Genomic DNA, 11631 nt, shown 5'->3' with positions numbered 1-11631 from the left:
GGCCCGCATCATCGGCGCGCTGCTGGAGAAGGATCTCGGCCAGCCGATCAATGTGGTGAACCGCACCGGCGGCAACGGGGTGGTCGGCCATTCCGCCATCGCCACGGCGCAGCCCGATGGCTACACCATCGGCATCATCACGGTGGAGATCGCCATGCTCCATCATGCCGGGCTGACCAACCTCACCTACAAGGACTACCGGCCGCTCGCGCTGATGAACGAGGACCCGCCGGGCGTGCAGGTCAGCGCCTCCTCGCCCTACAAGGACATCAAGGAACTGGCCGACGCCATCAAGGCGGCGCCGGCGGGCAAGATGAAGGCCTCCGGCACCGGCCAGGGCGGCATCTGGCACCTGGCGCTGATCGGCTGGCTGCAGGCGATGGGGCTGAAGCCCGACCATGTGCGCTGGGTGCCCTCGAACGGCGCCGCGCCCGCCATGCAGGACCTGGCCGCGGGCGGCGTGGACATCGTCACCTGCTCCGTGCCCGAGGCGCGGGCCATGCTCGACGCCGGCCGGGCGCGCAGCCTCGCCATCATGGCGCCGCAGCGCAACCCGCAATTCGACACGGTGCCGACGCTGAACGAGAAGCTCGGCATCAGCTACTCCACGGGCGCGTGGCGTGGCATCGCGGCGCCGCGCGGCCTGCCGGACGAGATGGCCAAGACCATCACCGCGGCGCTGGAGCGCGCCTACAAGGCCAAGGAGTTCACCGACTTCATGAACGCCCGCGGCTTCGGCACGGTCTGGGCGGACCCGGACGGGTTCGCCACCTTCATGGGCCGCTCCGACGCGGCGATGGGCGAGGCGATGCGCGCCGCCGGGCTGGCGCGCGGCTGACGGCCCCGTGCCGCGCAACTGCCCTGAGCCACGCTTTTCCTGCCCCGCGCGGCCTCCGGCCGCGCCTTGCGGAGCGCATGCGCGATGCGGGTGAACGATGCCGTGCTCGGACTGGTCCTGCTGCTGCTGGCCGGCACGATGATCTGGCTGACAACCTACTTCCCCTCCTTCCCGGGCCAGGATTACGGCCCGGAGCTGTTCCCGCGGCTGCTCGGCGGCGGGCTGGTCCTGTGCGGGCTGCTGCTGGTGGGGCGCGGCCTGGCGGCGCGGCGGCGCGGCGAGGCCTGGGTCGAGCTGGCGCCCTGGTGGTTCCGGGGAGGGCAGGCCCTGTCCTTCCTCAGCATGCCGCTGGCGGTGGTGGCCTATCTTCTCTTCGCCGAGACGCTGGGCTTCATCCCGCTCGCCTTCGCCCTGCTGCTGGCGCTGTTCCTGTGGTTCGGCAAGCGCCCGGTGCGGGCCGTGCCGGTCGCGCTGGTGGCGACGCTGGTGGTGCACTGGTTCTTCAGCGGGATGATGCGCGTGCCCCTGCCACGCGGCCTGCTGAATGACATCCTCTGAGGAAGGGCGGCAATGGACCCGATCCTGACGGCCTTCGGCCTGGTCTTCGACCCCTCGGTGATGCTGGTCATCCTGGGCGCGGCGGTGTTCGGCATGTTCGTCGGCGCCATGCCGGGGCTGACGGCGACGATGGCCACGGCGCTGCTGGTGCCGGTCACCTTCTTCATGGACCCGGTGCCGGCGCTGGGCGCCATCGTCACCGCGACCGCCATGGCGATCTTCGCCGGCGACATCCCGGCGGCCATGCTGCGTATGCCGGGCACGCCCGCCTCCGCCGCCTATGCCGACGAATCCTACCTGATGGCCAGGAAGGGCCAGCTCGACCTCAACCTCGGCGTCAACGTGGTGTTCTCGGCGCTGGGCGGCATCGTCGGCGTGTTCTTCCTGGTGCTCTGCGCCCCCTCGCTCGCCGAGATGGCGCTGAACTTCTCCTCCTTCGAGTATTTCTGGCTGGCCTGCCTCGGCCTCACCTGCGCGGTGTTCATCGGCACAGGCGACCCGCTGAAGGGCTTCGTCTCGCTGCTGCTGGGCCTGGCGATCGTCTGCATCGGCATCGATCCCGCGGCGGGGGTGCCGCGCTTCACCTTCGGCAATGTCGACCTGATGTCGGGGGTCAACTTCATCGCCGTGATGATCGGCGCCTTCGCCGTGTCGGAGCTGCTGCGGGGCGCGGTGGACCTGCACCGGCAGGGCCATGTCATTGTGCCGCAGGTCGGCAACGTGTTCCGCGGCGTGGGCGGGGTGATGCGGCGCTACTGGCTGAACTTCATCCGCGGCTCGCTCATGGGCACGCTGATCGGCGCGCTGCCGGGGGCGGGGGCGGACATCGCCGCCTGGGTCTCCTACGCCATGGCCAAGCGCTTCTCGCGCACGCCGGAGAAGTTCGGCACCGGCCATGTGGAGGGGGTGGTGGAAGCCGGCGCCTCCAACAACTCCGCCGTGGCGGGCGCCTGGATCCCGGCCCTGGTCTTCGGCATCCCGGGCGATTCCATCACCGCCATCGTCATCGGCGTGCTCTACATGAAGGGGATGAATCCCGGCCCCACGGTGTTCACCGAGAACCCGCAGTTCATCTACGCGGTGTTCATCATCTTCATCCTGGCGAACATCATCATGGTTCCGCTTGGCTGGGCGGCGATCAAGAGCATGAAGCAGGTGCTGCGCATCCCGCGCACCATCTTGCTGCCGCTGATCCTGCTGTTCTGCATCGTCGGCGCCTTCGCCATGACCAACAGCAACTACGGCATCGTGCTGATGCTGATCTTCGGCGTGCTGGGCTGGTTCATGGAGGAGAACGGCGTGCCCGTGGCGCCGATGATCCTCGGCCTGGTGCTCGGCGAGATGCTCGAGCAGAACTTCATGACCTCGATGATCAAGTCGGACGGCCTCTGGCTGGCCTTCTTCGAGCGGCCGATCGCCGGCGCGCTCGGGGCGCTGACGCTGCTGATCTGGCTGCTGATGCTGGGCCGCGGCGCCCTCACCGCCCTGCGCCGGCCGGCGCAGGCGTGAGCCGGTGCAGAGGCGGGCCTCAGCCCGCCTCGGCCATGGGATTGGCGAGGGCAGAGGGAAGCGGGCCGGGGCTCATGCGCACCTGGTTCCTGCCACCCCGCTTGGCGGCGTAGAGCGCCTGGTCGGCCCGGCGCAGCAGGCTCTCGCCGCTTTCCGCCAGGCCCAGGGTGGCGACGCCAAGGCTGATGGTGACGGGGATGGGCCGCCCCTCCTCATCCTGCAGCGCCAGGCCAGCGATACCCTGGCGCAGCGCCTCGGAGAGCTGCACGGCCTGGGTCAGGCCGGCGGCCGGCAGCAGGGCGGCGAATTCCTCGCCGCCGAGGCGGCCCACCAGGTCCGTCTGCCGCAGCAATCCGCCGCAGGCCGTGCCCAGGCCATGCAGCACCCGGTCCCCCGCCGGGTGGCCGAAACCGTCATTGATGCGCTTGAAGTGGTCCACGTCGAACACCGCCAGCGAGAGCGGCGTCCGCTCCTCCCGGGCCCGTTCCACCGCCTCGTCCAGGCAGGCCAGGAAGTGGCGGCGGTTGGCCAGGCCGGTCAGCGCGTCGAAATGCGCCAGCTCGTACAGCTCGCGCTCGATGGCGCGCAGCTTCAGCATGTTGCGCAGCCGGGCGAGCAGCTCCACCTCGTCGGCCGGCTTGGTCAGGAAGTCGCTGGCGCCGGCCTCCAGCGCCTCGTACAGCGCGCTGCGCTGCTCGAGCGCCGTGATCATGACGGCCGGCACCGTCTGGCAGCGCGGCAGCTGCCGGAAGGCGCGCAGGAAGGCCACGCCATCCATCTCCGGCATCAGGTAGTCGACGAACAGCACGTCCGGCGGCTGCGCGGCGGCATCCTCCAGCGCCAGGGTCGGCGAGGCATGCGTGACCGAGACCGTCTCCGCCACCCGCGCCACCAGGGCGGCCAGCCGCAGCCGGTTGGTCGCGCTGTCATCGACGATCATGATGCGGAACGGCATGGCGATCTGCCTTTCTGGCCAGATGGGAAGCGCGGGGGGAGGAAAGGCGCGGAGAACCTGCCCCGCACGGCCGTGGCCCGGCGGAAATAGTGGCGCCCAGGCTGCGCCGCAATGGCCGGCAGGGCCGGGGCGCGCCTTGACCCCGCGGCGGCGCGCCGCTCAACCCGGCAGCAGGATGGGCTGGCCGTGCGGCGTGGCGGCGGCGGCGCGTGCCCAGGCTTCCTGGCGCTCCGCTAGCTCGGCCGCGGAGAGGATGCCCTTCTCGGCCAGCAATTCCTCGAGCGCCGCCAGCCAGTGCGCATAATAGGGCGCCTCGCAGGCGGCGAGGTGGCGGCCGAGCGCCGCCGTCCATTCCGGCCAGGTGAAGCAGCCGGCCTGATGCGCGGCCACGGCCATGGCGAAGGCCTGCGCTTCCCAGGGCTCGCGGAACACCGGCCCCGCCACGTCGCGCGGCAGGCCGGGGGCCTCGGCGGGCATGGCTTCAGGCTTCAAGGTAGGACTCCCAGGCATCGATGGAGACGGTCAGGTCCGGGTCCGCCCCTTCGCCCCACAGTTCGGCGGCGGCGAAGCGGACGGTGTAGAGCCATTGCGGCGCCTCGCCACGGCCATGCGCGTTGCTGTCAGGGAAGACGAAGACGCCCTGCACCCGGTCGACCACGCCCCGCCGGCCGCGCGCGTAGCGGGGCAGGCGGGTATGCTCCGGGGTGTGGAAGTGGCGGGTGCGCACCGCCGCGCCCACCGCGAAGCGCGCCGGCGCCGTGGCCGGGCGGTCATAGGGCGAGCCGCGCATCAGCGCCGGCTCCACCGCCTCGGCCCGCAGCGGGGGCAGCGCCGGGCCGGGCGCCCGCATCCGCCCCTCGCGCAGCTCCTCCGCCGTCACCAGGCCGCGCGCCAGCAGCAGCTTCTCCAGCCCCTTGATCCAGATCTCGTAGTAGCCGGAGGTGAGATACTCGCCGGGCGGCAGGGTCTCGCGCGCATGGCGGCTGGCATCGATGTTCCATTGCCCCAGCGCCCCGGCGGCAAGCGTCACGGCCAGGGCGCGCTTCTCCCAGGCGGCGTGGAAGCGCAGATGCTCCGGCTCCGGCCGCACCGGGCCGAAGCCCATCATGCCGCCCAGGTCCTGCGCGCCGTTCATGCGCGGGCTTCCGCCGCGGTTGCCTCGGCAGGCGGGCGCGCCAGGGCGGTGCCGATCATGGAATCGCGGCTCACCAGCGCGGCCAGCCGTTCCTCGCTCCAGCCCTCGGTGCCGGCGGGGCGCATCGGGATGACGAGGTAGCGCGTCTCGGCGGTGGAATCCCAGACGCGGATGCGTGTCCCCTCCGGCAGCGCCACGCCGAACTCGGCCAGCACGCCGCGCGGGTCCATCACGGCGCGGGAGCGGTAGGCAGGCGCCTTGTACCAGGCCGGCGGCAGCCCCAGCACCGGCCAGGGGTAGCAGGAGCAGAGGGTGCAGACGACGAGGTTGTGCTCCTCCGGCGTGTTCTCCACCGCCACCATGTGCTCGCCCTGCCGGCCGGTGAAGCCCATGCCGTGGATGGCCGCCGTGGCGTCCCGCCGCAGATGGTCGCGGAACGCCGGGTCGGCCCAGGCGCGCGCCACCACCCGGGCGCCGTTGCGCGGGCCGATGCGCGTCTCGTAGGTCTCGATCAGCGCGTCCAGCGCGGCCGGGTCGGCATAGCCCTTCTCGACCAGCAGGGATTCCAGGGCGCGCACCTGCAGCGCCATGCCGGAAAGCTCGCTGCCCTCATGCTCATGCTCATGCTCATGCACGTGCGCGTGGCCATGGTGATGCCCGGTCATGCTGGCGCTGGTCCCTCGCTGCGTTCGGCCGGCGCAGGGTGCGTCCTTCCACCCGGTCCGGTCAAGCAAGGCCCGGGCGCCGGAGACCCCCCCTCGCGCGAGGCATGGCTGGCGGTGGGGCCGGCGGCCGCGATACGGTCCGGCGGAAGCGGGATGAGGGAGCTGCAATGCAACGGGTGACTGTCACCCTGGACGATGCGCTGGCGGCCGAGCTGGATGCGGTGGTGCGCCGGCGCGGCTACCAGAACCGCTCGGAGGCGATGCGCGACCTGCTGCGGAGCGGCCTGCAGCAGAGCGCCGGCGCGGAGGGCGCGGCCGGGCCGAGCCTGGGGGCGCTGGTCTACACCTATGCCCATGAGCAGCGGGACTTGGCGCGGCGGCTGACCGGCGCCTTCCACGACCATCACGGCCTGTCGGTGTCGTCGCTGCACCTCCACCTGGACCATGAGATGTGCCTGGAAGTGGCGGTGCTGCGGGGCGAGGCCGGCGCGCTGCGCCACTTCGCCGAGCATGTGATGGCCGAGCGCGGGGTCCGCCACGGCCGTCTGGTGCTGTTGCCGGACGATGCCGGCGAGACGCCCGTCCTTCGGAGAGGGTGAGGGCGGGCAGGGGAGTGGCGCGGCCGGGGCGGGTGCCGCCGGCCGCGCCGGTTCGGGTCAGTCGCCCAGGCGCTGCTTCAGGTCCTTGGCGGGCTTGAACTTGACGGACTTGCTGGCGGCGATCTCCACCACTTCACCCGTGGCGGGGTTACGCCCCTGGCGCGCGGCGCGCTGGCTGACGGCGAAGCTGCCGAAGCCGGCCAGGCGAACCTCGCGGCCAGCGCCGAGGGCGTCGCCCACCGTGGCCAGAACGGCCTTCAGCAGGGCATCAGCCTGGGTCTTGGGCAGGCTGGTCGCGGCGGCGGCGGCGTCGACCAGGTCCTGGCGGCTGAGCGGGCGGGTTTCTTCGGTCAAAAGGCAAACTCCGGCAGTAATGAGGTAACGCGCGCAGGAGAGACACACTCCGCCGGGGGTGGTCAAGCGCGTGCCGCTGGGCTGGGGGGGCGTCAGCCCCCACCTTCACGCCTTTTTTGTGTATCGGGGCGGAAAGCGGCCCACAGGATTGCATCCTGTTCATCCAGGGCGGTCTCCCGTGCCGCCGGATCTCACGGAGCCGAGGGCTACCAGGGCCGGGAGCCATTCCCTAAAAGAGCCCTCCGCAAACGGGGAGCCCTGCCATGCCCAGCATCACCGACCGCCGCCGCGCCACCCAGATGCGGGTGGCCTGATGCGCGTCCTCGTCGCCGGGCGGACCGGCCAGCTCGCCCTCGCCCTCGCCCGCCGGCTGCCGCAGGATGGCCATGCCGTCACCGCCCTCGAGGCGCCGGAGCTGGACCTGACCGACGCGGCCTCGATCGCCCGCGCGGTGGAGCAGGCGGCGCCGGAGGCCATCATCAACGCCGCCGCCTACACCGCCGTGGACCGCGCCGAGGACGAGCCGGAGCTGGCCCTGGCCATCAACGCGACCGGCGCCGGGATGCTGGCCGCCGCCGCCGCGGCGCGCGGCCTGCCCTTCCTGCATGTCTCGACCGACTACGTGTTCGACGGCACGAAGGGCGCCCCTTACGTCGAGACCGACCCGACGGCGCCGGCCAGCGTCTATGGCCGTACCAAGCAGGCCGGCGAGGCGGCGGTGATGGCGGCCAACCCGCGCTCGGCCATCCTGCGCACCGCCTGGGTGTGCAGCGCCGACGGCAACAACTTCCTCAAGACCATGCTGCGCCTCGGCGTCGAGCGCCCCGCCCTCTCGGTGGTGGCCGACCAGCACGGCGCCCCCACCTTCGCCGCCGACCTGGCCGACGCCATCGCCCGCATGCTGCCGCGCCTGGCGGCGGCGCCGGCGGGCGACCCGGCCTTCGGCCTCTTCCACCTGACCGGCGCGCCCTGGACCACCTGGCACGGCTTCGCCGCCGAGATCTTCGCCCAGGCCGAGAAGCGCGGCGCGAAGGTGCCGGCGCTCTCCGCCATCACCACCGACCAGTACCCGACCAAGGCGCGCCGCCCGGCCGATGGGCGGCTCGATTGCAGCCGCATCACCGCCGTGCACGGCATCCACCCGGCCGACTGGCGGCAATCCCTGGCACGCTGCCTGGAGCAGCTGCTCCCCGCCGCGCCGGGGCGCTGAGGGCCCGGGCGAGGGGCTGAGGCAAGGGGGCGGGGCCGGGCGCGGCCCCGTGGCCCGGCTCTTGCTGGTCCTGCGGCACCCTTGGAACCGGGAGCCCCGCCGATGACCGCCTCGCCGAAGCCCTCTCTGCCGCGCCGCCTGATCCTGGGCGCCGCACTCGCCTTGCCGGCGCTGCGCACCGCCCGCGCCCAGGCGCCGCTGCACTTCGCGCTCGACTGGGCGCTGCAGGGCAACCACGCCATGTTCTCCCTGGCCGAGGACCGGGGCCTGTTCCGGCGCGAGGGGCTGGCCGTGCGGATGGACCGCGGCTTCGGCTCCGGCGACACGCTGGTGAAGGTGGGCTCCGGCGCCTACGACATCGGCTTCGCCGACTTCTCCGGCGCGGTGAAGTTCAACGCCGAATACCCGCAGAACCGGCTGGTGATGATCTACCCGGTGTTCGACCGCACGGCGGCGGCCATCGTCACGCTGCGCGGGCGCGGCATCGAGAAGCCGCAGGACGTGGCGGGCCGCCATCTCGGCGCGCCGGAAGGCGAGGGCAGCCGCCTGCTCTTCCCCGCCTTCGCCCGCGCCGCGGGCATCGACACGGGCCGCATCCGCTGGACCTCGATGGCCGCCAACCTGCGCGACACCATGCTGCGCACCAACCAGGTGGACGCGGTGAGCGGCTTCCTCTTCACCGTGCACTTCAACCTGGTGGGCCTCGGCATCCCGGAGGAGCAGATCCTCGGCTGGCCCTATGCCGAGCACGGGCTGGACCTGCCGGGCTCCGGCCTGTTCGCCCGCGCCGAGTGGCTGGAGCGCAATGGCGAGAGTGCCGCGCGCTTCGTGAAGGCCTCCATGGAGGGTCTGAAGCTGCTGCTGAACGATGTGCCCGCCGGCATGGCCTCGCTGAAGAAGCGCGAGGCGCTGTTCGACGAGGCGCTGGAGACGCGGCGCTTCGCCATGACGCGGGACCGGTCCATCATCACCCCCAACAGCCGCGCCCAGGGGCTGGGCTCGCTCGAGATGGCGCGGGCCGAGGCGCTGGTGCGCGTCAACGCCGAGGCCTATGGCATCGGCACCCCGCCGGAGGCCGCCAGCATGTTCACCGACCGCTACCTGCCCCCCCGCTCGGAGCGGATGCTGTGACGGCGCGGCTGCTGGTCCGCGGCGCGCGGGTCCTGGCGCCGGACGCGCTCTCCGCCCCCTTGGCCGAGATCCTGGTGGAGGGGGGCCGCGTCGCCGCCCTGCTGCCGCCCGGCAGCGCGGTGGAGGATGCGGAAGCCTTCGACGCCACGGGACGGCTGGTCATCCCCGGCCTGGTGAACGGCCACACCCATGGCCATGGCGGCCTGGCCAAGGGGGTGGGCGACAAGTGGGACCTGGCGCTGCTGCTGGCCCATGCCCCCTGGGTGGGCGGCGGCCGCGGCGTGGCCGAGCTGAAGCTCTCCACCCAGCTCACCGCCGTGGAGATGCTGAAGAAGGGCTGCACCGCCGCCTTCGACCTGCCGGCCGAGTTCCCCGGCCCCACCCCGGAGGGGCTGGAGGCGATGGCCGAGGCCTATGCCAGCGTCGGCCTGCGCGCCGTGCTGGCGCCGATGGTGGCCGACCTCACCTTCTTCCAGGCGACGCCCGGCCTGGTGGAGGCGCTGCCCGAACCGCTTCGGGCCCGCGCCGAGGCCATGCGCATGGCGCCGGCCGAGGCGACGCTCGCCACGCTGCGCGCCGCGGCGAAGGGCTGGCGGCACGGCGCCGCCGGCATTGCGCTCGGGCTCGGCCCCACCATCCCGCTGCACGGCTCGGAGGCCTTCCTGCGCGGCTGCGCGGCGCTGGCCGACGAGTTCGGCCTGCGGGTGCAGACCCATGTGGCCGAGGCGCGCTACCAGGCCGCCGCCGGCGCGGTGCGCTATGACGCCACCCTGCTGGAGCACATGGACCGGATGGGGCTGGTCGGGCCGCGCTTCTCCGTGGCGCATGGCGTCTGGCTGACGCAATCCGACCTGGAGCTGCTGGCGGCGCGGGGGGCCGGGCTTTCGCACAATCCGGGCGCCAACATGCGGCTGGCCTCCGGCATCGCGCCGGCGCGGGCGGCGCTGCGGGCGGGGGTGGCGCTGGGCATCGGCACGGACGGCTCCTCCTCCTCCGACAACCAGAACATGTTCGAGGCGATGCGCCTCGCCGCCTTCGCCTCCCGGCTGTGGGAGGAGGCGGAGGAGAAGGACTGGCTCGGCACCGCCGAGACCGTCCGGCTGGCCACCGCCGGCTCCGCCCGGCTGCTGGGGCTGGAGGCGGGAGAGATCGCGCCCGGCCGGCTGGCGGATCTGGTGCTGCTCGACCTCGCGCACATCAACTGGGCGCCGTTCAACGACGCGGCCAACCAGCTCGTCTGGACCGAGGATGGCAGCGCGGTGACCGACGTGATGGTGGGCGGCGCCTGGAAGCTGCGCGACCGCCGCGTGCTGGGGCTGGACGAGACGCGCCTCGCCGCCGAGGCCAATGCCGCCGCCGAGCGGCTGCGCGGCGTGAATGCCGGGGCGCGGGAGTGGTGCGAGACCATTGCCCCGCATGTCGCCTGCCACTGCCGCGCCCTGGCGCGGGGCTGGACGCGCTCCCGCCGCCTGCTGCGCGCCGAGTGAAGGGTGGCTTGACCGCCGGCGGCCCGCATGGTGCAGCCAGGAGCCATGCACGCCCCCGCCCGGGGCGCGCGAGCCATGGGAGGAAGGGCGATGCTGGACCCGGTTCTGGTGGAAGTGACGCGCGGCGGCCGGGTGGAATCCCGCCATGCCGGCGCCTTCGCGGTGGTCGATGCCGAGGGCGGGGTGGTGCTCTCCGCCGGTGATATCGAGCGGCCCATCTTCCCGCGTTCCGCCGTGAAGGTGATCCAGGCCCTGCCGCTGGTGGAAAGCGGCGCGGCGGACCGTTTCGGGCTGGACAATGAGGCGCTGGCCCTGGCCTGCGCCTCGCATGGCGGGGAGCCGCGCCATGCCGCCGTCGCCGCCCGGATGCTGGGGGCCGCGGGGCAGGGCGTGGCGCAGCTCGAATGCGGTGCCCACTGGCCGAGCCATGCTGGCGCCGCCCGCGCCCTGGCCTGCACCGGCGCCGAGCCCAGCGCGCTGCACAACAACTGCTCCGGCAAGCATGCCGGCTTCGTCTGCCTCGCCTGCGGCACGGACACCGCCCCGGCGGGCTACATCCAGCCGGGTCATGCCGTGCAGCGCCAGGTGAAGGCGGCGCTGGAGGGGGTGACCGGCTTCCGCCTGGAGGAAGGCAGCCACGGCATCGACGGCTGCTCCATCCCGACCTACGCCATTCCGCTGCGCGCCCTGGCGCTGGGCTTCGCGCGGATCGGCACCGGGCACGGGCTGGAGCCCGTGCGGGCGGCCGCCGCGGCCCGGCTGCGCGCCGCCGTGGCCGCGCACCCCTTCATGGTGGCGGGCAGCGAGCGGTTCGACACCCGGGTGATGGAGGCGCTGGGCGCGCGGGCCTTCGTGAAGGTGGGGGCGGAGGGCGTGTTCTGCGCCGCGGTGCCGGAACTCGGCCTCGGCGTGGCGCTGAAATGCGACGATGGCGCCTCGCGCGCCGCCGAGGTGGTGATGGCGGGCCTGCTGCGCCGCCTGCTGCCCCTGGGCGAGGCGGAGGAGGCGGTGCTGGCTCCGTTGGCCGCGCCCGTGCTGCATAACTGGAATGGGCTTGAGGTGGGCCGCATGCGGCTGGCGGAGGGCTGAGCCGCCGGATCATGCGTCAGCCGCCGGGCTGGGCTGCGGGCGGCCGGCCCGGAAATCGCCGGCGGGGCGCCGAATCCTGTTTGACAGGGTAACGCCCAGGG

General features: G+C 73.0%; 13 protein-coding genes. 8 read left to right on the top strand and 5 right to left on the bottom strand.

Translation table 11 applies throughout. From position 1 onward, the window contains the following. The 3 genes from ACZJYS_RS18210 to ACZJYS_RS18200 all read left to right on the top strand — a co-directional run. Window positions 1-838: tripartite tricarboxylate transporter substrate binding protein (locus tag ACZJYS_RS18210; protein ID WP_493179851.1), on the top strand; the 838-nt coding region annotated here is incomplete at its 5' end. Window positions 839-922: 84 nt separating this feature from the next. Then, on the top strand, window positions 923-1396 hold the full coding sequence (locus tag ACZJYS_RS18205) for a tripartite tricarboxylate transporter TctB family protein (RefSeq protein ID WP_493179850.1): 474 nt from the start codon (window positions 923-925) through the stop codon (window positions 1394-1396). 12 nt (window positions 1397-1408) lie between these two features. Then, on the top strand, window positions 1409-2905 hold the full coding sequence (locus ACZJYS_RS18200) for a tripartite tricarboxylate transporter permease (RefSeq protein ID WP_379649567.1): 1497 nt from the start codon (window positions 1409-1411) through the stop codon (window positions 2903-2905). 19 nt (window positions 2906-2924) lie between these two features. On the opposite strand, the gene ACZJYS_RS18195 is transcribed toward ACZJYS_RS18200, so the two are convergent. The 4 genes from ACZJYS_RS18195 to nthA form a co-directional block, all read right to left on the bottom strand. Then, complete coding sequence (locus ACZJYS_RS18195; RefSeq protein ID WP_493179849.1) at window positions 2925-3860, bottom strand: diguanylate cyclase; 936 nt, start codon at window positions 3858-3860, stop codon at window positions 2925-2927. Window positions 3861-4019: 159 nt separating this feature from the next. Next, a complete protein-coding gene (locus ACZJYS_RS18190; RefSeq protein ID WP_493179848.1) occupies window positions 4020-4337 on the bottom strand; it encodes a nitrile hydratase accessory protein in 318 nt (105 codons plus the stop codon). 4 nt (window positions 4338-4341) lie between these two features. Further along, window positions 4342-4995: a nitrile hydratase subunit beta gene (gene nthB, locus ACZJYS_RS18185; protein WP_109518041.1), complete on the bottom strand. Its 654-nt coding sequence runs from the start codon at window positions 4993-4995 to the stop codon at window positions 4342-4344. After that, complete coding sequence (nthA, locus tag ACZJYS_RS18180) at window positions 4992-5660, bottom strand: nitrile hydratase subunit alpha (protein ID WP_493179847.1); 669 nt, start codon at window positions 5658-5660, stop codon at window positions 4992-4994. Before nthA ends, nthB begins: the two co-directional genes overlap by 4 nt. A gap of 167 nt (window positions 5661-5827) precedes the next feature. Between nthA and nikR the strand changes: the two genes are divergently transcribed. Further along, the gene (nikR, locus tag ACZJYS_RS18175) at window positions 5828-6259 is read left to right on the top strand and encodes a nickel-responsive transcriptional regulator NikR (RefSeq protein ID WP_109518039.1); all 432 of its coding nucleotides are present in this window, start codon (window positions 5828-5830) and stop codon (window positions 6257-6259) included. 57 nt (window positions 6260-6316) lie between these two features. On the opposite strand, the gene ACZJYS_RS18170 is transcribed toward nikR, so the two are convergent. Further along, on the bottom strand, window positions 6317-6613 hold the full coding sequence (locus tag ACZJYS_RS18170) for an HU family DNA-binding protein (protein WP_099097508.1): 297 nt from the start codon (window positions 6611-6613) through the stop codon (window positions 6317-6319). Between the two features lie 313 nt (window positions 6614-6926). Between ACZJYS_RS18170 and rfbD the strand changes: the two genes are divergently transcribed. The 4 genes from rfbD to ACZJYS_RS18150 all read left to right on the top strand — a co-directional run bounded on the left by rfbD (window position 6927) and on the right by ACZJYS_RS18150 (window position 11530). After that, the gene (gene rfbD / locus ACZJYS_RS18165; RefSeq protein WP_493179846.1) at window positions 6927-7823 is read left to right on the top strand and encodes a dTDP-4-dehydrorhamnose reductase; all 897 of its coding nucleotides are present in this window, start codon (window positions 6927-6929) and stop codon (window positions 7821-7823) included. A 102-nt stretch (window positions 7824-7925) separates the two neighbouring features. Next, window positions 7926-8954, top strand: coding sequence for an ABC transporter substrate-binding protein (locus ACZJYS_RS18160; RefSeq protein WP_493179845.1), 1029 nt, complete (start codon window positions 7926-7928; stop codon window positions 8952-8954). Further along, entirely contained in the window at window positions 8951-10441 is a 1491-nt protein-coding gene (locus ACZJYS_RS18155; RefSeq protein WP_493179844.1) for an amidohydrolase family protein, read from the top strand. Before ACZJYS_RS18160 ends, ACZJYS_RS18155 begins: the two co-directional genes overlap by 4 nt. A 90-nt stretch (window positions 10442-10531) precedes the next feature. After that, on the top strand, window positions 10532-11530 hold the full coding sequence (locus ACZJYS_RS18150) for an asparaginase (protein ID WP_493179843.1): 999 nt from the start codon (window positions 10532-10534) through the stop codon (window positions 11528-11530). The last annotated feature ends 101 nt before the right edge of the window (window positions 11531-11631 follow it).

The organism is Roseomonas sp. TS2, from assembly GCF_058833935.1.
The sequence above is the reverse complement of the archived record's forward strand: the minus strand, read 5'-3'. Positions and strand labels throughout refer to the sequence as shown.